The following is a 26,433-nucleotide window of genomic DNA, read 5'->3' on the forward strand; positions in this document are numbered from 1 at the left end:
GTATTAGGCGCCGGTTTGTGCGGATTTCTGGAGAATAAGCGGATGAATGGGGGGCGGGGCCCCTGGGAGACAAAAAGTGTCTCGCGTGATCCGGGCCTCGGAACTGGTCCGGGAGACCCTTCATGCAGACCACCACGATTCCGCACGTCAAGTTGCGCTTGTCCGAAAGCAATGTCCGTAAGGCCAACGTCGAATCAGGGCTTGAGGCACTTGCCGCCAGCATTGCCGAACACGGCTTGTTACAGCCGCTGATCGTCAGTCCTGCGAAGGGCCGCAAGACGCTATTCGATGTCCATGCCGGTGGGCGGCGCTGGCGCGCGATCGGCTTGCTGATCGAGCGTGGTGTCCTGCCGAAGGATTACGCTGTCGATGTCCGGCTGTGCGACAACGAGGATGCCGCCGCCCGCGAAATCAGCCTTGCAGAAAACCTCATCCGCGAGGCGATGACGCCCGCTGATGAAGCGCGGGCCTACCAGGAGATCATTGTCGACGGCGCCGACGCCGAGGCGGTCGCCCGGCGGTTCGGCGTCACGGTGCGCCATGTGCAGGGCCGCCTGCGTCTGGCGGATCTGGCGGAGCCGATCTTCGCAGCGCTGGCATTGGGCGAAATCACGCTCGATGTGGCTATGGCCTACGGGGCGACCGGTGACCGTGAACGGCAGGCGGCAGCGTGGGAACGCCTGTCGACCAGTTGGCAGCGCGACAACGCGCAGGCAATCCGGCGTGCCATTGCCGAGGAGGCACTGTCGGCTGATCATCCCGTCGCGCGCTTTTTGGGCGAGGCGGAGTATTCCGGTTGCGGGGGGCGCATCGAGCGCGACTTGTTCGCCGGTGAAGGCGAGGGGCTGTGGCTTGATGGCGACCTCGCCCTTGATCTGGCCTTGAAGAAGCTGGCTTTTGAAGCGGAAGTCGCGGAACTCAGCAGTCGCCTTGGCTGGGTCAAACCGTGCCTTGCCACGCATGTCACGTATGAGGACACCAAGGATCTGCACGCCTACTGGCCGCGTCGGGAAGGTCCAAGCGCAGAATCTGCTGCACGCATGCTGGAGATTGCACAGCGGATCGAGGCAATCGGCGAAGCGCTGGACGATCCGCAGGACGATGATGTCGTCGCTGTGCTCGAAGCGGAGCACGACGCGCTTGAAGCCGAATATGAACGTATGGGGGATACCGAATATCTGATTCCCGACGAGGACAGGCCCAATGTCGGCACGTTCCTTGTGCTCAGCAAGGATGGTCGTCCCCGACTATTGGAAACCTTCTACACCACAGCCAAGCCCGACCGTCGTGGCCAGGCCGGTGACGATGCAGCGGCTGCGCCCAATTCCGGCGATGACGAACCTGCAACCGTTGCGAACCTGCCGAGGTCACTCGAGGAACAGATGGCCAAGGACCGCCGGGATGTCCTGGCGCTGCATCTCGCGTTCGATCATGCGCTTGCGCTCGATCTCGCGATCTTTTCGCTGGCGCGCGATCTGGCCGGGCATCTCGGGGCCAACGACACCGGCTGCACCATTCGCATTGCCGATCGCAACGAGCCCGTGGGCCTCACCGGCATTCCGGTGAGCCCGGCGGTGACCGAACTGGAATCGATTCGCGCATCGCTGCCCGACGACTGGGCACGTGAAGAAGACAGTTTTGCCGCGTTCCTCGCGTTTCGTGCGCTCGACGATGACACCCGCGCATGCTGGCTCGCATTTGCCGTCAGTCAGAGCCTCAAAGCATCTCTTGCCAGTGGCACACGTGCCTCGCCGTTCCAGACGCGCCTTGGCGAGCACATCGGCGTCGCCATTGCCGACCACTGGCGCCCCGGTGCCGAAAACTTCTTCGACCGCATCAAGAAGGTGCAGATCCTTGGTATTCTCTCGCAATTCGATCCCGAACTTCCCGGGCGCTATGCGACCGCCAAGAAGGGCGAACTTGCCTCCGCTGCGGCACGGCTGTGCGCCGGTGACACGATCACGGAGCCTGACATCAAGGCGCGCGCGTTGGCCTGGGTACCGGACCCGATGCGGTTCGGTATTGCCGGTGAGGCGGATGACGATGGCCGCGCTGGCAATGACGACGCCATCGAACAAGACGAAATCGCTGCCAAAGCCATCGAACCTGCGGGTGACGCAGCGAACCAGAACGAGGTGGCAAAGCCGGTCTCCGACGCGGCCTGACGCACCCTTTCCCGACACGTCCGAAGCGGGGGGCGGCGTCGCTGGCCCCCGCAATGCGGTCCGGAGCCTCTCGCTCCGACGGCAAAGGCGAGGGGGAGGTTTCGAGCGCCGACGCTCGGCTCAACGGAGATATACCTCATGAAACCCCGTCACGACATCTATGCCACTGTCACCGACCAGCTTGTCGCCGCCATTGCGGTAGGCGCTGGCGATTGGCGCATGCCCTGGCATCATTCAGGTGCACCGGTCATGCGCCCGACCAGCGTGGCAGGCAGGCGCTACTCGGGTATCAATCGCCTCGTTCTGTGGGCCACGGCCGATGCCTGCGGTTTTACGTCAGGCACGTGGGCGACTTATCAGCAATGGCGCACTGTCGGTGCACAAGTCCGGAAGGGCGAGACCGGTACGCATGTCATCTTGTGGAAAAAGGTCGAGCGGGCCGATGGTGCTGGTGAAGCGAGCGGCGACAGCGAAAGCCGCGCCCGGTTCTTCGCGCGCAGCTTTGTCGTTTTCAATCGTGATCAGGTCGATAGTGCTGAGGACAGCTTGGACCAAGACATTACGCCGGTCAGCCCCAGCGTGGCCGAGGCACTGACCTTTCTCGAATGCTTGGGTGTGCCGGTGAATTACGGGCTGCACGATGCCCATTATCGTCCCGACATCGATCGGGTCTTCATGCCCGAACGATCGGCGTTCGACAGCGATCTTGATCTCGTGTCCACACTCGCACACGAGGTCACGCACGCCAGTGGACATGTGAACAGGTTAGCCCGGGAAACCCTGCGCGACTATCACAAGGAACGCAGCATCCGTGCGCGCGAAGAGCTCGTCGCCGAACTGGGCGCATCTTATCTGATGGCGGATCTGGGGCTGGCCTATATGCCGCGCGCCGATCATGCGGCGTACCTGGCAAGCTGGCTGGCCGCCTTGAAACACGATCCCAAGGCGATCTTCACCGCAGCTCGACAAGCGCAAGCGGCCGCCGACTGGATCCACGCAGCAGCAGCCAAGCCTGTGGCGGCGCAGACTGATGCAGGACTGGTCGCCGAAACGCTGCCCGATCTTGCGCTGGCGGCCTGAGGCAAGACTGCCAGCGGCGCCACTTTTGCCGCTCTTCGAAGCGCGGGCCAGACCTGCTCGAAAACGATTTGCCCTCCTGACAGCCCGGCTCCGCGCCGGTCTTTGCATTTATGGCGTACGCATTTCATGACTTTGCCAGCCACGATCCAGCCCCGTGTCGATCAATCGCTGATCACCCGCGTCACGAGGCTCTGCAATGGTTTTTTTGAGGGATGCCCGCAATATCGCCGCGACGCTGCTGTGCGGCGAGGAACAAGCGTTGATCGTCGGGCTGCGCGAGACGGTTCAGGATCACCTTATTTGGCGCATTCCGCCGGGTCGTCGGCTCACTTTCGCTGCGACGGCACACGAATTGTCTTTGGGCTTTGATACCATTGCAGTGGTGGAATGAGGCCGCTCACGAGCAGCGTGCTTGCCTTCGCCTGAGATTTGCAAAGCACAGAGACCATTGCCAACCGAACGGGCAAACGCCAAAGGAGCCTCATGCCCAAAAATCAGTCCCATTGCGCGGCCTCGCGCGACCGTTGCCTGACGGCGCCTGCCGCGTCGCGGCACGGAACGGCGGCCTGACATGGCGAGCAACGGCAGCACGGGAACCTACCGTCGCCTGACAGGGGTTCTTCGCATGGCTGGCCGCAGCCCCATGCTGGAAACCGGCGATGATCGCATTGTGCGGTTGATCACCGCAGATGATCTGGCGGCCCATGACGGTGCCAATGTTATCGTAGAGGGCCATTTGTCCGGGCCGGACCGACTCCACGTCGAATGGATCGGGCGTCCGGCATCGTAGTCGGCTGAAATGTCTCCGACGATCAACCCTCGACCGGCGGGGTTACTTCTTCAAATGCCGGGGCCAGCTTCTTGCGCCGAGGTGCCTTCGCCTTCACGGGCTCAGGAACCGAGGCGGGAGCGGCCACCGGTTTGCGGCCCAAGCCGATCCTGACCGCCAGTTCCTTGCGTTTGGCGGCATAGTCGGGCGCGACCAGCGGGTAGCTTGCGGGCAAGTTCCAGCGGGTACGGTATGTTTCTGGCGTCAGACTGTGATCGGTCGCCAGATGCCGCTTGAGCATCTTGAACTTGGCGCCGCATTCCAGACAAGTGATCGCATCGGGCTTCACTGACGTCCGGATCGAGGCAGCAGGTTCGCGTTTTTCTTCAACCGGCGCTTGCGCTTCACCCAGCTTGACCAATGAACCGTATACGGACTGGATCAGCGCCGGGAGATCATTGGCCGATACCGAATTATGGCTGACCTGGGCCGAAACGATATCAACGACGAGTGCGAGCAATGTTTCGTCAGCCATAGGTTTGGTATCTTTGCTTCATGTGGAAGTTCTTCTTCTACCGCGACCCCTCCATTTTGGCGAGAGTTTTGCAGCCTGTTTTGACGGCAATGCGAGGATAATTGGCGAAATGCTGGCCAGGTAACCCGTCACATCGCCGACCCGTGCCCTTGCAGCGCAAAAAAATGGCTGGCGCGGACGCCAGCCATTGGAAAGTTTGGGAGAGGATGCCTGAAAGGCACGGCTCAAATGGGTTTGTATCGGGTTCATTGCAAGTGCGAACGGCGAAGCATCGGTTGCGCGTACGTCAATCGTCCCAGGGAACAGGGATAGAGCCAAAGCGGGGAGCGGGTGGCTTTGCGAGCGATGAGGCTCGCCAAAGCTTACGGAGACCTGTCCCATGTCCTGTCTTGAAGTCCGTGGCGTCCCGCTTGCCACGATCGCGCGGCTGAATCGTGACCGCACTATTCCGCTCGATCGCTACCAGGACGACGGGGCGATCGACCGGTTTGGCTATCTTGAAAATCTGGCTGCTGACCATGGCGTCGAATTCGATGTGGTCCTGACACTGGTCGATGTCCTCGGGCCCGAGGAAGATTTCGACGGGCTGGTGACTTCGCTCGAAGATCTCGCCGCTGGCGGCTTTTGAGGAGCGACACCATGGCAACGAACCCCACGGTTGATCGCACCGAAACGATCGCGCGCCTCAATGACCGTGCCCGGCTTGGCCTCGACCCGACGGCGCGGATCACCTTTACCCGCACGTGCCTTGCGGCGTTTTGCGATCCCGACACCATCGAAGTTGTCGTTATACAGGCGCAACTGCTGGCGGCGTTTCGCAATTGCATGTTTGCCGAGGACAGCCCGGAACGGGACCTTGGAACCATCGAATTCCGCGGACGGAAAGTCTGGCTCAAGGTGGATTACTACGATTCCGAGCTTTGCTACGGGTCGGATGATCCTGCTGATGCGTCAGTCACGACACGTGTCCTGACCATCCTGCTCCCGGAAGATTACTAGCCCGTGGCCGCGCTCCTTGCGGTCGACCGCCGTGCCGAACTGTTCGGCGTGGCGGTGACCATCGCCGACCTCGCGCTCTTTTCTCTCCCGGACCACGATGGCGACGAAGTCACCATCTACCAAGTTTGGGACGTGTTGGAGCGCGACTGGTCCTTCAAACTCGATCGTGATGATGGCGAGGCTGAATACGCCATCGGCGCAACCGCCCGCTTCAATGACGGCTCGGTGCTGCACATCGCAGCGCGCGCCGATTGCTGCGACGGGTCGGGGTGTCGGCACTGTCGCGGATATTGATCCTCAACTGTGCAAAGGGCGCTCAGCCATGACTTATCAGCCCACGGCGGAAACCCTGGCTATCGTCGAGCGGCTCGGCGGTCGCTGGCTGGGTGGCTATGCCATGGTTCGGTGCCCGGCCCATGCCGATCGCACCCCGAGTCTGTCGATCCGGCAAGGGCAACGATCGATCCTGGTCCACTGCTTTGCCGGTTGTGACGGCGCACACGTCATGCAGGCCATCGCGCGGATGCTGGGCGGACGGGTGCCCGTCCCAATGAACCTGCCGGTCCCGGCCGATGGTTATGCCGCCCCGTTTCGGCGGATCTGGGAAGAAGCCGGTCCTATCGATGGTACACTTGGCGAGCGGTATCTCACCGACGTGCGCGGCATTCGGTTCCAGCCGCCCGATGTCCGGTTCCATGCGCGCTGCCCCAAGGGCAAGGGGCATGCGCTCCAGTTCCTGCCGGCGCTGCTGGTTGGGGTCTTTCGGCGCGGCAGCCTGATTGCAATCCAGCGTCTGTTCCTCGATCGCGCCTCAGCCCGGCGCACTGCGCGCATGATGCTGGGCAACTCGCGCGGCGGCACCTGGCCATCAAGGCTCACCGGTTCGCGCATGGTGATTGCGGAGGGCTTTGAAAGCGCTTGCGCCTACTGGCAGGTGACCGGTCGTCCGGCGGGCACCTGTTTCGGTGCCCGGAACTTTGCGGGCTTTGAAGTGCCTGATGGCAAGGACGCGATCACGCTGCTGCCCGACAACGATGACCAGGGGAGTGCCCAGGCAGAACATGCGGTCGTGGTGCGGCGATTGCAGGGCCTCGACACGTCCATCGAGCCATGCCCTGTGACGGTCGGCGACTGGGCTGATCTGCTGCGCCCGGATCGGGCCGTCGCGTGGAGGGGCACACCGTAGCGCAGCACGCTGAGAGGCAAGGGGGAAGACGGCTGGCAAGACAACAGGAGCTTCTCGCCATGCCCTTGATCCCCGCCTTTCCCGAGCACGCCGATCTCGTCGATATCGACGCCTTTCTCGCAAGCGAGACCGGATCGGCGTGGATTGCCCGGCTTGCCGGGGCCATGCCGCACACGCGCTACTGGCGCGACCGCAGCGACTTCTGGCCACTCAAGCAACTCAATGCGCTGGCTGCGCGCATTATCGACGCCCATTACGAAGGGCAGGATGTCGAATGCGCGATGGAAGCCGAATTCCCGCCCGCTGAATTCGGCGATACCTGGCACCACGAAATCGCCCCTCATCTGCGCGATCAACTCGATGCCGTCGGCATCGGCGACACCGATGGCGAAATCCGCGCAGCCATCCGTTCGGCCTGGGACAATGCGGCTGCCGATCGCGACGACAGCCGGGTCGCTGATCTTTTCGCCAGCCATGATCGCTGCGAGTTGCTGTTCCGCTTCAGCACCGCGCAGTGGCCGGTTGACAGCCTGATCCATTCGCACAAGCCCTGGCCCGAGCCATCGGCCCTGTCGGTTACGCGGAACCTGCAATTGGCGCTATCGAACCTCGGCTACACCATCACCGAGTTCCGCAAGCGATCGAAGAACCGGCATCCTGCGGCCGAATACCTGCAGCGCAGCGCGCGGCGGCGGCGTGCGCCGATTGTCACCTGGGACCAACTGAACGAGTTGATCGAGAACGCATGCTCGACCTCGTTTTTGTTCTGCCTCAACGCCATCGTGCCGATCCCCGATCTGATCGCGCTCGATCTCGGCAAGCCGGTGACATTCGACAAGTGCTGGGTCGCCAGTCTCGATCCGGTCAACGGCACCTTTCAGGATGCCGAGGCCAATGGGCCGGTCAGGGTTCGCCCAGAGGACGGCCGGTTCCTCTCGGGCGGCCACTTGCGCTGGTCGCCGGAGAATATCTGCGCGCTGTATCCGCCATTTTACCATGCCTCGGTGCGGAATGCCGAGCTTTGCGATAGCTACAGGCCGTAGCCGCGATGGGCATCAGAGGCGCACCGATGGATGGGTGCCTTCGCGACGAATGGCAAGCGGTGCCGGCATGGGACCGTGACAACGCATGCGCATCGGCTCCATTCGAGCGTTGCCAATTCGTTCCGAGATCTCTATTTTTAGACCAGTCAAATTGACCAACCGAAAGTGTCTCAAGATGCGTGAAGTGCAATCCTCCGACGCAAAAGCCCACCTGCCTCAGCTCTTGAGCGACGTCGAACGCGGCGAAACCATTGTCATTACGCGCCATGGCCGCGCCATTGCACGTCTTGTGCCCGAGGCTGAGCAGCGCGCAATCGAAGTGCAGCGCACGATGGCGCAGATTTCCTTGTTTCGTGAAACCATGCCGAGCATATCGATTTGCGATATTCTGGCTGCGCGCCACGAGGGGCACCGCTACTGATGCCGTTCGTTGTTGACGCCTCGGTAGCGGCATGTTGGTTGTTGCCCGATGAGGGCAACGCCCGCGCCCAAGCCGCTTTTGCGCGGTTTCCTGGTGACACGGCGATAGCCCCGAGCCTGTGGTGGTTTGAAATGCGCAACATTTTCATCTCGAACGAGCGGAGCGGACGCATCGATGGCGCCAGAAGCAGCCGCGCCCTGGCTTTGCTCAACGGCCTGCCCATTCGTCTGGATCATCAACCTGACGACACAGTCTTGATGGCGCTGGCGCGCGCGCATCAGCTGACCGCCTATGATGCCGCCTATCTCGAGCTTGCCTTGCGTGAAAGCGTGCCGTTGGCAACGCTGGACGACGCCTTGTTGCGCGCTGCTCATGCTGAGGGCGTGGGGCTGGTGGGAGAGAGTGCATAACGCCGCCCTGGGTTTGAATCCCGGGAGGGCGCCGCACAAACGGCGGTCTGCATTTCGCACATTTCGACCGGTCACATTGTCGGCAAATTCGTGCCTGCCGTCGATGTCAGCGGTTGCCGCGTGAAAACCTCGCGGCGCTCCGGCCGCGGGCGAGAGGACGAGGTGGCGGGAGGGATGTGTCGAGGCCGGGGGCCGAGACAGCACCACAGCGCATCCCGCCTATTGCGGGTGTTGTCCTTCAAGGAGCACACGTCCCATGAATATCGGTCAATTGAAGCCCAATGCTGCCGGCGTTTTCCTCGGCAAGATCCAGACCGCAACGCTCGATCTCACCATTGGCCTTCGGTCGGTTGAATCGCGCAATCCCGCCGTGCCCAAGTTCGATGTGATGGTGCGCAGCCGCAGTGGTCAGTTCCTGTCCATTGGCGGCCTGTGGGAGAAGACCGCCAACAACGGCGCGGGCACGTTCCTTCAGGGTCAGATCGATGATCCGAGCTTTGAAGCGCCGCTGTCGATCGCCCTGTTTGCGCAGAACGACGGCTCGCTCAATGTCGCCTGGTCGCGTCCGCGCCGCCGGATGGGGCGCGGCTTTGGCGAACTCGGTGCACAGGATGCGGCGAACGACACTTTCGATACTGACGAGGGTGGCTTCGGCGTGGCGTTCGCGTCGGACAAGTCGGGGCCCGCTGCTGCGGCCTGATCCGCCCCCTGATTCCCGTTCGATCCATTGGGCGGCCCGGCTTTGCGTCGGGTCGCCCATTTTCATTTGTACATGTGCGCATGAAACTCCGGCAGCGATGCACATCGCTCATGCCCTGAATTGTCTCGATCTCGATAATCCGATCGACCGGCAGGTCGCGCGCTGGCTGCATTGAACCCTGTAGGCCTGCTGGCGATGGCGTTGGGGTGACCTGTCCATCACGGTCGGCTTTGCTGATCAGATGACGATGCTGTCGGCCAAGCTGGGGCGGCGATCGTTGCAGGGGCCAGGGCCTTGGTGTGCGGAGGTGGCAGGTCTTCGCGGAGGGCATCCTCTGCTCTGGACTTAGGCCTGGCGGCGAACCTTGATCGGAACCGGTGAGGGCAAGGACGTTCCACCAATTACGGCACGAGGCCGCGCATGAAGGCGGTGCTCAAACTGGCTTCGGGCATCTATCGTCCAAGGGGCAACCCCAAGTCAATCTTTCCGGCAGGCCAACCCGCCTGAAGTGGGATGAACACTACGCCCGCGCGGGGGCGCTGCAACCCCCATGTGTCCGACCGAGTTACCTCCCTGCGGTCGGCGCCCGCACCACCCGGAAAATGGAGGTTCCCCTGCGGCTGCGCCTTCGGTGCGGCACCCCCTCCATCGCGGGCTGCGCTCTGGTTCATCCCGGCGGGATCGGCCCGCCGGAAAGATCTGGAGTTACCCCATGAATCACGTTTTCCTGTCCGGCCGCATCACCTCCGACATCAGCCGCTTCGGCACCGACAGCAAAGGCGGCGTCAGCTTCACCCTCGTCACCAGCCGCCCGGTCATCAAGGACGGCCAGGTCCTCAAAGGCGAGGATGGCTACACCGAAACCTATGACCAGTTCCACACCGTCAAGGCTTTCAATGGCCTCAGCAAGTCGATCGCCAACCACAAGAAGAAGGGCGACAAGCTGATCGTCAGCGGCGAGATCCGCTACACCCGCAACGAGAAGGACGGGCGCACCTACTACAACACCGAAATCGTCGCCGACGAGATCGAGTTCATCTGACCCAGACGGGCGGCCTCCCAGCGATTTCGCAGAAATCGCGCAACAAATGGCACGGGCCGCCCTTTTTATTCGGGAGCACACCCCATGCAGATCATCTCGGCCTTCGACGACATCGCCTGCGTCACCACCGGCATCACCGTCACCAACCCGGCCATGGTTGCCCGCATCCAGATCCAGTCAGCCTGCATGTCCGACTACGAAATCGCCGCCCATCTCGCCAATGCCATCGCCAGCGCAACCGACGCCGCGCATGCCCGCGCCTGGGAAGAAAGCCAGTTCGGCGAGGCCCATGCCGAAACGCTCGTCGATCACGAATACTTCGAGGATCTGGTCGTCGCCTGGAGCCTGGTTGCCACGCAGCGGGAAATCGACAGCCTCGACGGATTGCTCACCGAGGCGGTGGCGGTTCATTGACACCACGAGCCCCTCGGGGTCGGTGCCTGGCGGCACCGACCCCGAAACTGTGCTGATTTTCGCGTCGTTGGTCTTTGGCTCAGCTGCCGATCAGGCGCGCTTCGCGCACATAGCTGAAATCACCTTCACCTGACCATGCGTTGCCGTCGGGATAGCGCAGTTCTATGCCCGCGAGGTCCTGTTCGTTGGCCAGTCCCATGTTGACGCCCAGCAGGCTGTTGCCGAATTTTGCGACAGCGCTTGGCGTCAGGGTAAAATGGGTCGTGGATCCGCAGTTGGCGCAGAAATGGACTTCGGCGGCGGGATCGACCTTGTCGACCCGCTGATATTTGGCGGTTGTCCCGTCAATGCTGACGTCTGCCGGGTCGAAATAGGCCCAGCGGGCGCCTGATTTGGCGCAGAGTGTGCAATTGCACTGGTTGATGTGGTCGGGCCTCTTTGCGACTTCGAGGCGGACCTGACCGCAATGGCAAGATAGTGTCATCATTTCCGACACATACCATAAAAATCGATTATTTGACAGCAGATGTCAGCGCGATCGAGCGTGATCTCTTGACCTCATGGGGGAGGGGCGCCTGCCGCGCCAGCGCGGGCACCGCGCTCTATTCCGCCCGTACCGGGCTCCACCGAGCCTGAAGTCTCGGCCGCTGACGCGGTAATGATCGCATGGCGCGGGTCGCTTGGGGCTGTCGTTGCTCTGCCCCACCAAACAAAACTCTCTCTCTCTGATAGACCCAGTATGACAAGCCGGACGAGCGCATCTCAAGGATGCGCGGTTCCCCCAATTTTGCACCGACGGGGTCGGCACAAAATCGGCTCCCCCACGCCCCGCTGGCGCGGCGTCAACCGGGGTCCGTCCGCGTTTGTTTGGTCGCATGGCTGTTTGCCAAAAACCGGTTCCCACTTTTTGGCGCGATGCTCCGGCGCTCCCGGCTTCCCGGTCAACGTCCCTGACATGCTTCGCACAGCTTGCCGCCTGACTTTCAGTCATCACGAAGATGACGGATCGAACAGGAGATACCCATGACACAGTTCACCAGCTTCGAAGCCCTCAGCGCCTTCTACCGTGAGCAGATCGAAGCACCGGGCTTTGACGCCGCCTTCGCTGAACAGGGCAATCTGGCCCAGCTCTCCATCCACGACGAACCCATGGCCACCGACATGCCCGATCCGCAATCCGCGCGCGCCGCGATGGAAATGATCATCGGCACCGTCTTCGATATCTTCCGCGCCACCCGCATGGAGGAATTCGCGCGTGACATCGTCTGGGGCATCGTCAACAGCTTCCACGTCACCGCCCAGCGCATCGAAAAGCGCGAGGATGACGCCGGCAAGAAGCTCGGGGATCTCGCACGGTCCTTCGACCCTTCGGAAATCTATGCCGTCGAGCTCGAAGAGACCCAACGCATCAGCCAGACCCTGATGGACTGCCGCGAAGCGATGGAAGCGATGCGCGACTATGCAGGCGAAATCTACCGCGTCGAAACCGGCCGGCCATTCTCGACCATCAAGGGCTCGCGCGTCTCCTCGGGCCTCACCGCCAGCCAGATCGATGCCCGGGACTTCCTCGCAGCGCGGTCCGCACAACGACGCGAAGAGCACGCCCCGACCGGCCCCGTCGTCATCTTCTCGGGCGGCACCGACTGGCACGATCACGAACTGCTCTGGCAGGCCCTTGATGAAACCCACGGCAGGATCCCGAACATGATCCTCGCCACCACCGCCCAGCACAAGGGTTGCGACCAGATCGCCCATGCCTGGGCCGCCGCACGCGGGGTCAAGACCGTGCGCTTCACACTCAACCGGGCCTTGGGCAAACGCGCCGGGTTCATCCGCAACGAGCAGTTGCTGAACCTGAAGCCGGTCCATGCCCTAGTATGCGAAGGGTCGGGCATCCAGTCGAACCTGCTCACCCGGGTGCGGGAGGCGAACGTGCCTTACCACGCTTTCGCCATCCGCCACCAACGCGTCGCCGCCTGACGCATCGAAGGGCGCCGCGCACCCCGCGCGGCGTCCTTCTTTTTTTCACCGTTGCTGGAGGCACGCGGCGTAGTGGCGGGCCAGGCCCGCCACATGCCGCGCGGCCTGCTGGGCGGGGATTGTGATCGCGTCTTTGCACGGCTCCCGCCGCTAATTATGGCTGCTTACATTCGAACCGGCATTATTAAAAAAATCGCCTTGCTGCTTTAATAGGCGTGCCCGGGCATCAACCAGGCATGTCCGAATCCGCAACCGGTCAGCGGCTTGGCCGCTTTGTCGAAACGCTCGTCGCTGGCGAAATGGTGCGGGCCTTCGTACCCCCGGCCTTGCCTCCATTACCCCCGATCAACATCCTTGGGCTGCTCGATCGCTTGAGCCATGCGGAACGTGCGCTGGGCCGCCTTGATGGCATCACCATGCTGCTCTCGCGCCAGGAGCTGTTCCTGTACATGTATGTGCGCAAGGAAGCCGTGCTGTCCTCGCAGATCGAAGGCAGCCAATCGACCGGACGCAAGCGAGGCCGCGCCTTCGGGTGTCGAAGCTACCTTGCTATCTTGAGCGAAGGCACAGATCCGCTGTCGGCAAATGCATGATCGAGGATGGCAAAGTTCAATCGCACTTCGGGCGTCGGAATGTGCAGTCAGGCGGCTTGTGGTGTCAGTTCAACACGCAACCCACTGGCGACCGAGTTCCGGCCGGCACGCTTTGCAGCGTAAAGGCGACTATCCGTGCACTCGAGGATCTGTAGCAGGTGTTCGCCGTCGGCAGGGGCCGTGGCGACACCGATGCTGATGGTCGTCGGCATGCCGCAGGCGACGATTTGACTCATGGCCAAGGGTCAAAGGATGCGGATTTGTCTCGGGGCCTCGCAACAATCGCGCTTTGCGGCACGTCGAGAAGCTCAATATCCAGCAGTCCGACTGGCGCGCTTTCCCCTTAAACGGGCACCGGGCAAACGCGGGGTTTATCCGGCATCAAGGAACTGATGTCGGCGGTGGTATGTGAAAGGAGTAGGCATCCAGTCGAACCTGCTCACCCGGGTGGGGAAGGTGAGCGTGCCCTGCCACGCCTTTGCCATCCGCGACCAACGCGTCGCTGCCTGACGCATCGGAGGGCGCCGCGCACCCAGCGCGGCGTCCTTCTTCTTTTCACCGTTGCTGAAGGCACGCGGCGTAGTGGCGGGGCAAGTCCACCACATGCCGCGCGCCTGCTACTTGGGTCTCAGGGAATGATGACGGGCGTGGCCGCCAAAGCTTGGGCTCGTTTGGCCAACTTGCGATCGAAGGTCACAAATGCGCTGCAATGACCTGACCGTACGAGATGCAGGGCATCGGCAAAATCCATTCCGCCTTCGAGCCATTCGAGCGCCGTTGCCAACAGCGTCGGTTCCTCGACTGACAAGCCGGGCAGCCCCGACAGGCCCCGCAACGCTGAAGCGATTTGGGTGGCGTCGAAACCGTAGCCTGCGCGCAAGACCCACTCGGCCTCGAGAAGCACGGTCACCCCCAGGAAGATATCCCCGGCCTCGATGATCCGTTTTGCCGCTATGGCTTGTTCGGGATCGTCGGCGGTCAACAACCGCACGACGATGTTGGTATCAATCGCGCGCACGGCGTCTCGCTTCATCGGCGATCACAGCGTTCATGGCATCGATCGACAGGGCCGGGCCGGTAGGCCGAAGCGAGCCGAACACCGCATCGATATCGGTGGGGGCAAACACAGGCATCGATTTCAGGAGCACGCCGTCAGCCGTCTCTTCGACAATCAGCCTGGTGCCCGCGCCCCAGTGCCGCTGGTCACGGATCGCCTTGGGCAAGATGACTTGCCCCTTTGTCGACACGACGGTCGTGATCCGTTCCTGCAATCCCATGAGTATCTCCGCGCGTAAGACGAAGGTAAGATAAGCTTTGTGCCCATGTCCTGCAAGCTCTTTGCCGCAGGTCGTCTGGCTGGCCGGGTCTGCGCTCTGCCCGCTTCGATCTCGCCCCCGCAGGGGCATTTCCAACCAAGGACCCGTTGCTCCATGGCCGATTGCCAAGCTTCCCGATCAAGGTCCGATCACCAGTTCCTGAAGGGGAGGTCAGCACACCCTACGCGGGTGGCCGCATTTTTGAGCAAATTAATCGCATAAAATCAATAACAAGGCGATAATTTGTTCGAGCGGAGACTGTCAATGTCAGATGGATATTTGCTGGAGCAGAGTGGTGATATTCCGGGTGGTGTTAAAGCGGTTGTGAATAAGCAATCGCTCGCTCTATCGGCGCGGGTTTACCTCAATGGAAATATAGCGCGAAGGCGCGTGGCGTCCACTCCCTTTGTCTACTGGGATACCGAACTCAAGGGCTTCGGTCTGGCCACACGGCCATCGGGCGTTCGCACCTGGTTCGTGTCGTTTCGGCGGCGTGGCAAGATACTGCGCAAGAAACTCGGCCGCGCAGACAAGATCAGCGCGGAGGCGGCCCGCAAGCTCGCCCGCGCCGAGTTGGCCATCGTGGCGTTGGACGGATTGCCCGTTGCCCCCAAGGTTGTGCCCGCCGCCGCAATGCTGGTGCGGGACTTCATGCAGGTTTTCCAGGACGAGTATTGCCGTCACTGGAAGCCAAGCACGATCACCGGCTGCCGCCAAAATTTCCGCGAGATCGACAAGACGTTCGGCGATATGGAACTGCGCGCGGTGCGCAAGCAGGATGTTCTGCGGTGGCGCGATAGTTATGTGACCCGCCAAGGCATGTTCAACAGGTCGATCCCCGTGTTGTCCGGTCTGATGAAATATGCCGAGCAGAAGGGGTTGCGCCCCAAGGGCTCCAATCCCTGCCGGGGAACCCCGCGTTTCAAGCGGGAATTGCCTGACCGGTTCCTAACTGCGGGCGAGTATCGCCGTCTTGCTCGCGCATTGGCTGAGGCCGAACCCGAGTGGCCAGCGGCCGTGCAGGCAATCCGGCTCCTGATCTACACTGGCGCACGGTGTGGAGAGATCACGTCGATGCGCTGGGAATGGGTACAGCCGCCAAGGCTCATGCTGCCCGATAGCAAGACGGGCCCGAAAGTCCTTCTGCTCAACACCCAGGCTCGTGCCCTTCTTGATGGGATTGAGCCGGATAATCGTTCCGGTCTGGTCTTCCCCGCACCGCGCGATGAAACCCGGCCAATCAACCTCTCCGTCTTTTGGGGGCAGATTCGCCGCCGTGCGGCGCTTCCCGATGTGCGGCTTCATGACTTGCGCCACAGCTTTGCCTCGATTGCGATCGCTGACGGCATATCGCTGATGCACATTGGCGGACTGCTCGGGCACGCCCTGCCTGAGACGACGGCGCGCTATGCTCATCTTGCTGACGATGTGGTGGCTGAAGCTGCGGCGCGTGTGTCGGGTTCGATTGCCCGGTGCCTGGGGGTGGCGGCATGAACGCGGAGCAGGCGAGGGGCTATGTCGCCGAGGAACTAGCGAGCTTGTCTCTGTCAGGCGCGCGAAAAGAAAGCGCGGGCGGGAGAGCGCGCGATACCTGTTGGGATAGCGTGGTTCCGGGGCTGGGCGTCCGGAGCTATGCCTCGGGGCGCGTCATTTATTTCGCCCAGTTGGAGGCGGCTGGGCGCACGGTTTCGGTCACAATCGGCAACGCCGCAGCGATAACCCGTCGTCAGGCGCGCGACATCACCCGGCGCGTGAAGTTGCGGGCTCTGACAGGCAGTAACCCTGCCCATACGCGCAAGGAGGTGCGATCGACCCCGTCGTTCGCTAGATTCCTGGCAGACTATTTCGAACGGATCGCACCTGCGTGGAAGACCAAGACCCGCTCCACGAGTGAGTACTACCGGCGCGCTCACCTTGACGGGGCATTTGCCGGCCAACATCTCGACGAGATCACCCATGCCGATGTGCAGAAGTGGTTCGTCGGCGTCACCGACCGCGCTGGGTCTGGCGCGGCGAACCGAACCTATGACATTCTACTCGCCGCGTTCAACAAGGCTGAGCAATGGGGCTTGCGGCCTGAAGGCTCCAACCCTTGCCGAGGGATCAGGCGCAACCGGCAGCGCAAATTCGAGCGGTTCCTGTCCGAGGCCGAGATCGAGAGGCTCGGTCAAGTGCTGGCCGACCGCGAACAGTTCTGGCCTGGCCCGGTCACGATTATCCGGCTCCTGTTGTTGACCGGATGCCGTTATGGCGAGATCGCCTCACTCACCTGGGGCGAGATCAAGGGCGGCCGCATCCGGCTTGACGACGCCAAGTCCGGCGCACGCACCGTCTGGCTGGGGGAGGAGGCGCAGGCTATTCTGCGAGGCTTGCAACGCGGCAAGCCCGGCGAACATGTGTTCATCAATCCCGTAACGGGTCGGACGTTTGCCTCGGTGCATCACTACTGGTGTATCATCCTCGCGGAAGCGGGTCTTGGCTCGGTGCGGATTCATGATTTGCGTCACAGCTTTGCCAGTCACGCCGCTGCCGCCAGCGAGACGCTGCCGATGATCGGCAAGCTTCTGGGTCATGCCCGTGTTGATACCACAGCGCGTTATGCCCACCTCGATGACTCGCAGTTGCTTGACGTCGCGGAGCGGATTGGCGAGCTGATCGCCGACGCGATGGGGGAGGTGAAAATCTTGACATCTCATACTATGTATGATAGAAGCCTGGTCTGAAATGGCTGAGATTCCAAGCTTGAGGATGTATAAGAACTCTTGGTTCGCAAAATTTGCTCGCAAGGAACGGATTAGCGATTCCGCTTTGTGCGATGCAATCGACCGGGCGACCCGTGGTTTGATCGATGCCGATTTGGGTGGTGGGTTGATCAAGCAGCGGGTGGCCCGAGAAGGCGCCGGCAAGTCCGGCGGATACAGGACGCTCATATTCTTCCGGGCCGGTGAGCGTTCCATTTTTGTGTTCGGTTTTGCCAAGAGCGACAAAGCGAATTTGGATGCTGATGAGCTGACTGAGTTCAAGAAGGCAGCCAAGGAACTGCTGCAGTTTTCCCAGAAGCAAATGGATGCGCTGGTGGAAATCGGGCGGTTGATGGAGGTGAAGCGTGGCGAAGAAGATCTATAAGAGCGAGGCGATGGCATCCATTCATCAGATGATGGAGGGCGCGTTCGAGATCCACGCCATCGACAAAAAGACGATGCGTGAATTCGACGAATCCTGCTTGATGCCTGCGCCGGTGCTAAAGCCCGAGGAGATTAGGGCGATCCGCGAAAGCGAGAGTGTCTCTCAGCCTGTTTTTGCGCGCTATCTCAACGTATCCAAAAACCTTGTTTCCGAATGGGAACGTGGCGTCAAACGCCCTGGCGGACCCGCCTTACGCCTCCTGTCGATCATAAGCAGGAAGGGTCTGGAGGCGATAGTCTGAGCCCGATTCGACTGCCTGCAAAACGCCGTCTGTTGATCATTGGTGGGCCGATGGATGGCGAATTGTTCATGCTGCTCCTCCCAGAATTGCCTTGATCTCGATGTATTCGTTGAATGCAAAATCGCCCCATTCCCGTCCATTGCCCGATTGTTTGTAGCCGCCGAACGGAGCGCCAAAATCAACTTCGGCACCATTGAGATAGACCTGCCCGGTGCGCAGTCGGGCCGCAATTGCATGGGCCTTGGCCGGATCGGCGGTCTGCACGCCGCCAGATAGTCCATATGGACTGTCGTTTGCGATCGCCACCGCCTCATCGATTGTGTTGTAAGTTAAGATTGCCAGGACCGGCCCGAAGATTTCCTCTCGTGCAATTCTCATTTGCGACGTCACGTTGGAAAAAATTGTGGGGCGTGCATAGAAACCATGTGTAAGCCCTTCGGGCCTGCCGAGGCCGCCAGCAATCAGTGTCGCTCCTTCATCAAGACCGATCTGGATATAGGATTGGATGCTTTCCAACTGCGCTTTGGACACGATCGGGCCCATCGTCGCATTTATTTCCGGAGGCCCAACCGTTATTGCGGCGGCTGCCTTGGCTGCAATGGCATTGACTTCTAGAAGCCGCGAAGCCGGCACGATGAGGCGGGTGAGCGCAGAACAGGTCTGACCGGAGTTGATCATTGCGCCTTGGACGGCGGCTGGGATCGCAACCGCGAAATCGGCGTCATCAAGCACAATATTGGCTGATTTGCCGCCAAGTTCCTGGCAAACGCGCTTTACGGTCTTCGCGCCAGCGCGCGCGACCTCGATCCCGGCGCCGGTCGATCCGGTGAACGACATCATATCAATGTCGGGATGAGCGCTCATGGCGGCGCCGACAACCGCACCGGTGCCATTGACGAGATTGAATACACCCGCAGGAACACCTGCATCGTGCAGGATTTCGGCGAAAAGGTACGCTGAATAGGGTGCCAGTTCAGCGGGCTTGAGCACCATGGTGCAGCCCATTGCGAGGGCTGGCACGACCTTGGTGGCGATTTGATGAAGTGGCCAGTTCCAAGGCGTTATCATGCCGCACACACCGATGGCTTCACGGCGGATCAGCGTAGTCCCGCGCGCCTCCTCGAAGGGATATTCTTTGAGCGCAGTCATCGCAGCCTCGAGATGCGCCAGCGGTAGACCAGCCTGATAATCCCGCGCAAGCCAAAGCGGAGCCCCCAGTTCGTCGCAAAGAGCTGAAACCACATCCTCGTAGCGCCGTTTATACACCTCTGAAATACTTGTCAGAAGCGATAGGCGATCATCACGCGATGTCTGGGAATATATTTCAAAAGCGCGCCTTGCCGCAACAACGGCCCGGTCAACGTCTGCCGATGATCCGCGCGATATACTGCCAGATGTCTTTCCATCTGTAGGGTTAAATATTTCATGTTGGGCGGGAATGACCGGATCAACCCATGTTCCATCGATATAGAACTTGGTATTTTGACGCATTTTGAAACCCTTGTATTGAAAATGATGGCGAACCTTGATCGATCACCTTGAGGGCGGGGTTCATTCTGGACGCTATACCGGAATTATAATGCCGATCGGAATGCAAAAGTCAATCGGTATTCGGAGTTCCTCAACCTGGCGATAGCGCGTTGACGTCGATCCGTTCTCAATCTAGATACCGAACGATATTTGAAAACGAATCGGTACGCAGAGCCTGGGCGTTGCGTCACGATTGGGTGGCATCATGGAGTGAGAAATGCTCTCGGGCCTGAAGTTTGACCACATTCTCGTAATGACGGACGATCTCCAGCAGACTGGGGCGTTTTTCCGCGATCTCGCGAAGCTCGAGCTTGGGCCGCGACCGCCGTTTTCGTTTCCGGGAGCCTGGCTTTACAGCGAAGGTCGCCCTGTGGTGCATTTGGCCCAGGCGCAGACCGAAGGCGCAGATGCCTATGTCGGTCGGGCGCAGGGTGTCGCGGCGAGTTATGTCGATCATATTGCCTTCGTTGGTGATGATCTTGCCGCGTTTCTCAGCCGCCTGGCCGAGTCTGGCCTGCCTCATTTTGAGCGCTTCGTTCCTGAATCGGGCGAACATCAGATTTTCGTGACTGGCCCGGGAGGCATGAAGCTCGAGTTCATTTTTCGCTGACCGGCGAGGCCGGCATGCGTTTCCAAGAATCCCGCAAATTGGACAAGACAACATGGTCATATCGCTTTCCGACCCGCTGGAACTTCCCTGTGGGGCCATTTTGCCAAATCGCATCGTCAAGGCGGCGATGAGTGAGGGTATGGCTGACAAGTGTAATCGCGCCACGCAGCGTCTGGAGGCGCTGTACCGGCGATGGAGCGGCAGCGGTGCAGGCCTGTTGCTCTCGGGTAATATTCAGGTTGATCGCGAGCATCTAGAGCGGCCGCTCAATGTCGTGCTTGACAATGAAAGTGGTCTCGAGGCGCTAAAGCGGATGGTGGCTGCGGGAAAGTCGGGCGGGGCCCGATTTTGGGCGGAGATCTCTCACACCGGACGTCAGGTCGTAAGTGAAATCAATCCCGCGCCGCTGGCCCCCTCGATGGTCGATGTCGAGGTGATGCGTGGCATCGGCTACACCTTTTCGCCGCCACGGGCGATGACAACGGCGCAGATCCATCACGCAATAGGCCAGTTTGCACAAACAGCAGAACTTGCGAAGCGGGCAGGATTCGATGGCGTCGAACTCCATGGTGCACACGGCTATCTCATCTCGCAGTTCCTCAGCCCCCGCACCAACTTGCGCAAGGATGAATGGGGCGGCAACATTGGGAACCGGGCGCGCTTTCTCGTGGAGGTGCTCGCTGCGGTACGCGCGGCAGTTGGCCCGGAATTTCCGGTTGGCCTCAAGCTCAACGCGACCGATTTCCAGAAGGGCGGCTTTACCAACGCAGAATGTATTGAGGTGGTGCGCCGGCTGAATAGCACCAGCCTCGACCTGCTGGAACTGTCGGGCGGTTCGCTCGAGCAGCCCAAGATGATGGGGGTGGCGCTCAAAGATGAAGGCGAAGATGGCTTAATGGCATCCTCTTGCCGGAGTGAGGCTTATTTTCTCGGGTTTGCCGCCGACATTCGCAAAGTGGCGACCATGCCGATCATGGTAACGGGCGGGTTTCGCACGCTTCGTGGCATGGAGGACGCGTTGCATGGTGGGCAACTCGACCTTGTCGGCATCGGCCGACCGATGCTGGTCGACCCAGATGTGCCGCGCAAGCTGCTTTCCGGTGAAATGCAAGAGGCGCCAAAGCCGGAGGCTCATCTCGAAATGTTTCATCACATGCCTTGGCTCAATATGCAGATCGAGCGGATGGGCGACGGACTGGAACCAGACCCTACGATGGACGGGGCAGATGCCGCCGCGTGTTTCGTGGCGCTGGAATCGGCCAATCTCGAGACGCTGCTGGGCGCTCGCGCCGCACTTGGCGTCGCCTGAATTCACCTGCTGGAGTAGAACGCATGGGCAAGTTGACTGGCAAGGTGGCAATTATAACCGGCGCAGCCGGTGGTCAGGGAGAGGCTGAAGCACGGCTGTTCGCTGCAGAGGGGGCGAAAGTCGTTTTGACCGATATCCAGAAAAAGGGCGCGGCCGTTGCTGCAGATATCGGGCCGGCAGCCATATTCATCGAGCAGGACGTGTCGAGCCAAGCACAATGGCAGGAGGTCGTTACCGAGGCGCTTCATCGCTTTGGCCGGCTGGATGTCCTCGTCAACAACGCAGCGTATTACGATCCAAAGCCTCTGATGGAGACAGATCTCGCCATGTTCGACCGCCATCTGGCGGTGAACGTGACGGGCCCCATGTTGGGCATGAAGGCCGTGTTCGAGCCTATGCGTGCTGCCGGAGCCGGCTCGATCATCAACATTTCATCGATTTCTGGAACGCGCAAGATTCCCGGACAATTCGCCTATGCCACCACAAAATGGGCGCTCCGGGGGATGACGGGCACTGCCGCCGCAGAATTCGGGCGGGCGGGAATCCGTGTCAACGCCATCATGCCCGGCATGATCCGGACCGACATGATCCTTAAGCACGATCCCGAAGACAACGACCGCTTCGAGCAGATGATACCGCTTGGCCGTGCCGGGCAACCGCGCGAGATCGCCCAGATCGCCGCGTTTTTGGCGTCCGACGAATCGTCCTACATTGTCGGAGCCGAGATCATTGCGGATGCTGGTCTAACACTATGAATTAGATCAATACTATTCTGAGCTGGATGATCGTGAAGACATGATCATCCAGGTTCCTCAGTTGTTTCGAAGCAATGAATGATGCGCTGCCCGCTGACCGATGCTCGGTCGAGCGGTGGATCGGCGCGCGCAGGGAGATGGTCATGCTCAATGCAGAAGAACAAGGTGCGTCGAGGCATCGACTGCGCGGCCAAAGAGGGTCAGCTATCGCTTGCAGTACGGTGCGAGAGCACCTTCATGAGCCTGTCGATGATCGCGCCGGCTTCGTTGGTGGCGCCGGCATCTCGTCGGGGGCGCTGCAAGCTCAGCCCGTGGACCAGAGCCTCGACGATCTGGGCAAGTTCAAGTTCGTCCATCGGCAAGGTCTGGCCGCTCGCTGCGAAATACTTGCTGATAATGGCCGCCACACCCTCCATCTTGCGCGCCTGCAGCGGATAAAATGCGCGGGCGAACTCCGGATTGCGGCGCGCGTGCAGTTGCAGCTCGATCATCATCGTCGGCATGTCCGGCAAGATGGCATGCATATTCTCAAGCCAGCGAGTGTTGGCTGGAAACAGTTCATCGGGCGCCATCCCGACGATCTGTTCCAGGTCACGAAGATCGCGGTCCATGTGCATTCGGAGCAGTTCGAGGAACATATCCTCCTTGCTCGTGAAGTTGGAATAGACCGCACCCTTCGAATAGCCGGCCTCGGCAGCAACGAGTTCGATCGACGACCCGTGGTACCCCATTCGGGCAACGACCGTTTGTGCAGCTTCCAGCAGGCGGGTGCGGGTTTCCGCCTGCTGCTCCGCCCGGGTTTTGCGTATCCGCTTGGTCAAGCTGCACACTCCAGTTCGAAATTCAATCGGTATTCCGACATCGATAGATGTCTCGTACTCCAGCGCGCGGATGCAGGACAACCAAAAACAACACCGAACCGACGAAAGCCGGACGCCAAGCCGTGCCTGGATAAATAATCGAAAAGAACAAGCAATCATGGAGGATGTCATGCAGGTTTTAAAAGTAACGACATTAATTTCACTTTACGTACTGTCGCTCCCAGGCGTAGCGTTTGGACAAGCTGCCTCGCCAGGGGGTGCAACCCCCGCTTCGACTACATCCGACAACGAAGCGTCTGGACGGGTCGCGGAGATCGTCGTCACTGCCGAGCGTCGTAGCCAGTCAGCCAACAAGTTGGGACTCTCGATCACGGCAGTGCCGGGAGACAGTCTTGTTCAACGAGGTATTTTTAGTGCCTCGGATCTCGCGAAGGCAGTTCCGGGATTTGTATTTACTCCGACGCCATATAATACACCGGTATACACATTGCGGGGTGTGGGTTATTTTGACAATTCACTCGCGGGTTCTCCGGCGGTCAGCGTTTATGTTGATGAAGTGCCGCTGGCTTTCCCTGCGATGACCGAGGCCGCCGGGCTCGATCTTAGCCGGGTCGAGGTTCTCAAGGGACCGCAAGGGACGTTATATGGCCAGAACTCGACGGGTGGCGCGATCAATTACATCGCTGCCAAGCCCACGAAATCGCTGGAGTCAGGCAGCGATGCCAGTTTGTCGAATTTTGGCCAAGTTGATGCTGGCGGGTTCGTTAGTGGCCCGCTGAGCGACACGCTGCGCGCGCGCATAGCGGTTAAAGCAGTTGAGGGCGGAGCTTGGCAGAAGAGCGCTTCCCGTCCTGGTGCGCAACTGGGCGATGCGCGCCAGGTGATGGGGCGAGTATTGCTGGACTGGACCCCGACAAGCCGCCTGCACGTCGCAGTCAACGTTAACGCCTGGCACGACGGGTCGGACACACTGGCTGGTCAGGTGATCGCCGTCGTCCCGACCGATCCAGCCCGCGTTTCCCCTGAGTTGCAGGTCCAGTCGCCGCTGACGGCGCGTTATGCCGACTGGACTGCGGACAATCCAATGCGCGCCAACGACACCTTTCTGGAGACTTCGGTGCGCGCCGATTACGAACTGGGGTCGACGACCAAGGTGACGACGATCTCGGCTTATCAGAATTTCAAACAGGACAAGTACATCGACTTTGGCGCGACGCCGGCCCAGGTTGGTGAATTCCACGACACTGGATCTATAGAGTCCTTTTCGCAAGAAATTCGTCTTGCTGGTGAATTACCCAGACTGCGCTGGATTGCGGGCGGAAACTACGCCTATGCCAATATTCACGACAATCTCTATGATAAGCTTTCGCAGATCAGCCTCAATGACCCGCTAGGACCATTAGTGCCGCCGTTTGACGCCACGGCCGCCGCGACACATCAGATACTCAACAGCTACGCTGGTTTTGGCAATATCGATTACGAGGCAGTGGCGCGAGTCACGTTGATCGGCGGTTTTCGCTACACCCAGGCCAATCGTGATTTCAACGGGTGCACAGTCATCGTCGACCCCAATGCGGCCACTTTGATCGACACGTTGCAGTTTTTGCTCAAGGGATCGGTTGTTCCGGTGGGGATCGGCGACTGTGGCTCGCTTGATACAAACCACAATCCCAATCCGGCGACTGGCCGAATGCGCGAGCACAACTTGTCGTTCCGGGCTGGGATCAACTATAAATTCGACTCCGGCGGCCTTGTTTATGCCAGCATCAACCGCGGTTACAAGTCGGGTGGCTATCCGGTTCTACTGACTCTCAGCACGGATTCGTTCGCGTCGGTCCCGCAAGAGCGGCTTGTCGCTTATGAAGCAGGTGTCAAGCTTCCGCTGCTGGATCATCATCTTCAGTTGAACGCAGCTGGCTTTTACTACGACTATGCGAACAAGCAGTTGCATGGTCGCACCGTTGATCCGTTCTTCGGGCTGATCGAGAAGCTGGTGTCTGTTCCGCGCTCGCGGGTGATCGGCGCAGAGGTTTCGGTTGAGGCGCGACCGATCACAGGGCTGAACATTAGCATTGCCGGTACATATGGCGATAGCAAGGTGCTTGCATACACCGGATATAACGCCGCTGGTGTTCTTGCCGACTATCGCGGATCGGTCTTTCCCAACACGCCTAAAGTTCAGATCGTAAGCGATGTGCAATACAACTTTCCGATCATATCCGATCGGTTGTCGGGATTTGTCGGCGGCGGCCTCACCTACACCAGCGTTCAAGGCGCGACTTTCGGTTCCGATCCGTTGTTCCGTATGAGGCCCTATGCCCTGCTTGATCTGCGCGCCGGCATCGAGGGCAAGGACGGGGCTTGGCGAGCAAGCGCATGGGCGCGCAACATCACCAATGCCTACTATTGGATCGGGGTCGTGGAAGCGTCCGATGACATCTACCGCCAGGCCGGACGACCCGCGACCTATGGCCTGTCGTTTTCGTTCCGGTTCAAATGAGGTGCTCCATGCAGGGCGGGCTTGAAGGGAAATGCGCTGTTGTGACCGGAGCTGCCCGCGGCATCGGCGCCGCGGTAGCAAAGCGGCTGGTGTCGGAAGGCGCGGAAGTGTTGTTGACCGATATCGACATCAGGCAAGGCCAGCTGACCGCGGCGGCGATCGGCAAGGGCGCATCGTTCGCTCAAGTCGACGCCGCAGACGCTGCCTCGGTTTCCGCCTCCATTGAAGATCTTGTCGGCCGGACGGGACGCATCGACATCCTCGTCAACAATGCCGGGATCCCGGGAGGCGCGTTGTTTGACGAGGTGACACTTGAATTTTGGGACCGCGTCTTGCGGGTCAACCTGGATTCGGTGTTCTTCGGATGCAAGGCCGCGATACCCCACATGCTGCGGCAGGGTGCTGGTGCGATCGTCAATCTCGGCTCTATTTCCGGACTTGGCGGCGACCATATGAACAGCGCATATAACGCAGCTAAGGCCGGCGTGATTAACTTTACGCGCTCGCTGGCAATGGATTACGCCAGGGCCGGGATCCGCATCAACGCAATCTGTCCCGGTCCCGTTCGCACCGAGATCAACGCCCGCCCACTGGCAATCCCCTCGGTGGTCGACGCATGGCTCGAAGCCATTCCGCTTGGACGCTTGGCTGAGCCCGAGGAGATCGCTGGCCTGGTGGCGTTCCTGGTGTCGGACGATGCCAGTTTCATAGTCGGCGCGGCGATCCCCATCGACGGGGGCATGACGGCGGGCGCTGGTCAGCCGGACTTCGCGCGATTGCTGAGGGAATTGCGGCAGCCATCCCAATGATCCAATCAGGAGATCTTCA

Annotated in this window: 32 protein-coding genes; 25 read left to right on the forward strand and 7 right to left on the reverse strand. The window is 60.6% G+C overall.

The annotated features are described in order from the left end of the window. Positions 1-122: 122 nt before the first annotated feature. The 4 genes from AQZ50_RS15600 (at position 123) to AQZ50_RS15615 (ending at position 4,035) form a co-directional block, all read left to right on the forward strand. Positions 123-2,165, forward strand: coding sequence for a ParB/RepB/Spo0J family partition protein (locus AQZ50_RS15600; protein WP_067747589.1), 2,043 nt, complete (start codon positions 123-125; stop codon positions 2,163-2,165). 138 nt (positions 2,166-2,303) lie between these two features. Beyond that, positions 2,304-3,245 (forward strand): ArdC family protein, encoded by a 942-nt coding sequence (locus AQZ50_RS15605; RefSeq protein ID WP_067747592.1) that lies wholly within the window; start codon positions 2,304-2,306, stop codon positions 3,243-3,245. A gap of 196 nt (positions 3,246-3,441) precedes the next feature. Beyond that, positions 3,442-3,636, forward strand: a complete 195-nt coding sequence (locus AQZ50_RS15610) for a hypothetical protein (protein WP_067747593.1) — start codon at positions 3,442-3,444, stop codon at positions 3,634-3,636. A 180-nt stretch (positions 3,637-3,816) separates the two neighbouring features. Further along, positions 3,817-4,035, forward strand: a complete 219-nt coding sequence (locus AQZ50_RS15615; RefSeq protein WP_067747594.1) for a DUF5818 domain-containing protein — start codon at positions 3,817-3,819, stop codon at positions 4,033-4,035. A 22-nt stretch (positions 4,036-4,057) separates the two neighbouring features. Here AQZ50_RS15615 and AQZ50_RS15620 read toward each other — a convergent pair whose 3' ends face one another. Next, complete coding sequence (locus tag AQZ50_RS15620) at positions 4,058-4,549, reverse strand: Ros/MucR family transcriptional regulator (RefSeq protein ID WP_067747596.1); 492 nt, start codon at positions 4,547-4,549, stop codon at positions 4,058-4,060. A 379-nt stretch (positions 4,550-4,928) separates the two neighbouring features. Between AQZ50_RS15620 and AQZ50_RS15625 the strand changes: the two genes are divergently transcribed. From AQZ50_RS15625 to AQZ50_RS15670, 10 genes are all read left to right on the forward strand, one after another. Continuing rightward, positions 4,929-5,177 carry a hypothetical protein gene (locus AQZ50_RS15625; protein ID WP_067747598.1) on the forward strand — a complete coding sequence of 83 codons (249 nt, stop codon included), beginning with the start codon at positions 4,929-4,931 and terminating at the stop codon, positions 5,175-5,177. A gap of 11 nt (positions 5,178-5,188) precedes the next feature. Continuing rightward, positions 5,189-5,548: a DUF3768 domain-containing protein gene (locus AQZ50_RS15630; RefSeq protein ID WP_067747600.1), complete on the forward strand. Its 360-nt coding sequence runs from the start codon at positions 5,189-5,191 to the stop codon at positions 5,546-5,548. A 3-nt stretch (positions 5,549-5,551) separates the two neighbouring features. Further along, positions 5,552-5,842 (forward strand): hypothetical protein, encoded by a 291-nt coding sequence (locus AQZ50_RS15635; RefSeq protein ID WP_067747602.1) that lies wholly within the window; start codon positions 5,552-5,554, stop codon positions 5,840-5,842. Positions 5,843-5,870: 28 nt separating this feature from the next. Continuing rightward, positions 5,871-6,734, forward strand: coding sequence for a DUF7146 domain-containing protein (locus tag AQZ50_RS15640; RefSeq protein ID WP_067747604.1), 864 nt, complete (start codon positions 5,871-5,873; stop codon positions 6,732-6,734). Between the two features lie 59 nt (positions 6,735-6,793). Continuing rightward, positions 6,794-7,777, forward strand: coding sequence for a hypothetical protein (locus tag AQZ50_RS15645; protein WP_067747606.1), 984 nt, complete (start codon positions 6,794-6,796; stop codon positions 7,775-7,777). 85 nt (positions 7,778-7,862) lie between these two features. Then, on the forward strand, positions 7,863-8,198 hold the full coding sequence (locus tag AQZ50_RS15650; RefSeq protein ID WP_231730341.1) for a type II toxin-antitoxin system Phd/YefM family antitoxin: 336 nt from the start codon (positions 7,863-7,865) through the stop codon (positions 8,196-8,198). Then, positions 8,198-8,608: a type II toxin-antitoxin system VapC family toxin gene (locus AQZ50_RS15655; protein ID WP_067747610.1), complete on the forward strand. Its 411-nt coding sequence runs from the start codon at positions 8,198-8,200 to the stop codon at positions 8,606-8,608. Before AQZ50_RS15650 ends, AQZ50_RS15655 begins: the two co-directional genes overlap by 1 nt. A gap of 256 nt (positions 8,609-8,864) precedes the next feature. Continuing rightward, entirely contained in the window at positions 8,865-9,308 is a 444-nt protein-coding gene (locus tag AQZ50_RS15660) for a DUF736 domain-containing protein (RefSeq protein ID WP_067747612.1), read from the forward strand. A 712-nt stretch (positions 9,309-10,020) separates the two neighbouring features. Beyond that, positions 10,021-10,350, forward strand: a complete 330-nt coding sequence (locus AQZ50_RS15665) for a single-stranded DNA-binding protein (protein WP_067747615.1) — start codon at positions 10,021-10,023, stop codon at positions 10,348-10,350. An 84-nt stretch (positions 10,351-10,434) separates the two neighbouring features. Then, entirely contained in the window at positions 10,435-10,764 is a 330-nt protein-coding gene (locus tag AQZ50_RS15670) for a hypothetical protein (protein ID WP_067747617.1), read from the forward strand. Positions 10,765-10,843: 79 nt separating this feature from the next. Here AQZ50_RS15670 and AQZ50_RS15675 read toward each other — a convergent pair whose 3' ends face one another. Beyond that, positions 10,844-11,251, reverse strand: a complete 408-nt coding sequence (locus AQZ50_RS15675) for a GFA family protein (RefSeq protein WP_067747619.1) — start codon at positions 11,249-11,251, stop codon at positions 10,844-10,846. Positions 11,252-11,787: 536 nt separating this feature from the next. Here AQZ50_RS15675 and AQZ50_RS15680 point away from each other — a divergent pair. Both AQZ50_RS15680 and AQZ50_RS15685 read left to right on the forward strand, forming a co-directional pair. Then, complete coding sequence (locus AQZ50_RS15680) at positions 11,788-12,744, forward strand: DUF2493 domain-containing protein (protein ID WP_067747621.1); 957 nt, start codon at positions 11,788-11,790, stop codon at positions 12,742-12,744. A gap of 236 nt (positions 12,745-12,980) precedes the next feature. Beyond that, entirely contained in the window at positions 12,981-13,337 is a 357-nt protein-coding gene (locus AQZ50_RS15685) for a Fic/DOC family N-terminal domain-containing protein (protein WP_067747623.1), read from the forward strand. Between the two features lie 47 nt (positions 13,338-13,384). Here AQZ50_RS15685 and AQZ50_RS21260 read toward each other — a convergent pair whose 3' ends face one another. The 3 genes from AQZ50_RS21260 to AQZ50_RS15700 form a co-directional block, all read right to left on the reverse strand. Beyond that, the gene (locus tag AQZ50_RS21260) at positions 13,385-13,573 is read right to left on the reverse strand and encodes a diguanylate cyclase domain-containing protein (protein WP_067747624.1); all 189 of its coding nucleotides are present in this window, start codon (positions 13,571-13,573) and stop codon (positions 13,385-13,387) included. A 392-nt stretch (positions 13,574-13,965) separates the two neighbouring features. Next, on the reverse strand, positions 13,966-14,355 hold the full coding sequence (locus AQZ50_RS15695) for a type II toxin-antitoxin system VapC family toxin (protein ID WP_067747626.1): 390 nt from the start codon (positions 14,353-14,355) through the stop codon (positions 13,966-13,968). After that, positions 14,342-14,743, reverse strand: coding sequence for an AbrB/MazE/SpoVT family DNA-binding domain-containing protein (locus tag AQZ50_RS15700; RefSeq protein ID WP_231730351.1), 402 nt, complete (start codon positions 14,741-14,743; stop codon positions 14,342-14,344). The genes AQZ50_RS15695 and AQZ50_RS15700 overlap by 14 nt, the downstream gene beginning before the upstream one ends. A 174-nt stretch (positions 14,744-14,917) precedes the next feature. Between AQZ50_RS15700 and AQZ50_RS15705 the strand changes: the two genes are divergently transcribed. Genes AQZ50_RS15705 through AQZ50_RS15720 form a run of 4 tightly spaced genes read left to right on the forward strand, consistent with a single transcriptional unit; the run spans position 14,918 to position 18,080 of the window. Next, positions 14,918-16,147: a tyrosine-type recombinase/integrase gene (locus AQZ50_RS15705; RefSeq protein ID WP_082703708.1), complete on the forward strand. Its 1,230-nt coding sequence runs from the start codon at positions 14,918-14,920 to the stop codon at positions 16,145-16,147. Next, complete coding sequence (locus AQZ50_RS15710) at positions 16,144-17,376, forward strand: tyrosine-type recombinase/integrase (RefSeq protein ID WP_067747630.1); 1,233 nt, start codon at positions 16,144-16,146, stop codon at positions 17,374-17,376. Before AQZ50_RS15705 ends, AQZ50_RS15710 begins: the two co-directional genes overlap by 4 nt. A 1-nt stretch (position 17,377) precedes the next feature. After that, positions 17,378-17,779, forward strand: a complete 402-nt coding sequence (locus AQZ50_RS15715) for a type II toxin-antitoxin system RelE/ParE family toxin (protein WP_067747632.1) — start codon at positions 17,378-17,380, stop codon at positions 17,777-17,779. Next, positions 17,760-18,080: a helix-turn-helix domain-containing protein gene (locus AQZ50_RS15720; protein ID WP_231730342.1), complete on the forward strand. Its 321-nt coding sequence runs from the start codon at positions 17,760-17,762 to the stop codon at positions 18,078-18,080. The genes AQZ50_RS15715 and AQZ50_RS15720 overlap by 20 nt, the downstream gene beginning before the upstream one ends. Positions 18,081-18,146: 66 nt before the next feature. Here the strand turns inward: AQZ50_RS15720 and AQZ50_RS15725 are convergent, their stop codons facing one another. Next, on the reverse strand, positions 18,147-19,571 hold the full coding sequence (locus tag AQZ50_RS15725) for an aldehyde dehydrogenase family protein (protein WP_067747634.1): 1,425 nt from the start codon (positions 19,569-19,571) through the stop codon (positions 18,147-18,149). 256 nt (positions 19,572-19,827) lie between these two features. On the opposite strand from AQZ50_RS15725, the gene AQZ50_RS15730 reads away from it, so the two are divergent. The 3 genes from AQZ50_RS15730 to AQZ50_RS15740 are packed head-to-tail and all read left to right on the forward strand — an operon-like array spanning position 19,828 to position 22,284. Next, on the forward strand, positions 19,828-20,220 hold the full coding sequence (locus tag AQZ50_RS15730; RefSeq protein WP_082703709.1) for a VOC family protein: 393 nt from the start codon (positions 19,828-19,830) through the stop codon (positions 20,218-20,220). A 52-nt stretch (positions 20,221-20,272) separates the two neighbouring features. Beyond that, positions 20,273-21,529 carry an NADH:flavin oxidoreductase/NADH oxidase family protein gene (locus tag AQZ50_RS15735; RefSeq protein WP_082703710.1) on the forward strand — a complete coding sequence of 419 codons (1,257 nt, stop codon included), beginning with the start codon at positions 20,273-20,275 and terminating at the stop codon, positions 21,527-21,529. A gap of 23 nt (positions 21,530-21,552) precedes the next feature. Continuing rightward, entirely contained in the window at positions 21,553-22,284 is a 732-nt protein-coding gene (locus AQZ50_RS15740) for an SDR family NAD(P)-dependent oxidoreductase (protein ID WP_067747637.1), read from the forward strand. 200 nt (positions 22,285-22,484) lie between these two features. On the opposite strand, the gene AQZ50_RS15745 is transcribed toward AQZ50_RS15740, so the two are convergent. Further along, positions 22,485-23,105, reverse strand: coding sequence for a TetR/AcrR family transcriptional regulator (locus tag AQZ50_RS15745; RefSeq protein ID WP_067747639.1), 621 nt, complete (start codon positions 23,103-23,105; stop codon positions 22,485-22,487). On the opposite strand from AQZ50_RS15745, the gene AQZ50_RS15750 reads away from it, so the two are divergent. Further along, complete coding sequence (locus AQZ50_RS15750) at positions 23,098-25,605, forward strand: TonB-dependent receptor (protein ID WP_197412521.1); 2,508 nt, start codon at positions 23,098-23,100, stop codon at positions 25,603-25,605. The genes AQZ50_RS15745 and AQZ50_RS15750 overlap by 8 nt on opposite strands. 8 nt (positions 25,606-25,613) lie before the next feature. Further along, the gene (locus tag AQZ50_RS15755) at positions 25,614-26,414 is read left to right on the forward strand and encodes a meso-2,3-butanediol dehydrogenase (RefSeq protein WP_067747758.1); all 801 of its coding nucleotides are present in this window, start codon (positions 25,614-25,616) and stop codon (positions 26,412-26,414) included. Positions 26,415-26,433 lie beyond the last annotated feature (19 nt).

This window comes from Novosphingobium sp. Fuku2-ISO-50 (genome assembly GCF_001519055.1).
Taxonomy (GTDB): domain Bacteria; phylum Pseudomonadota; class Alphaproteobacteria; order Sphingomonadales; family Sphingomonadaceae; genus Novosphingobium.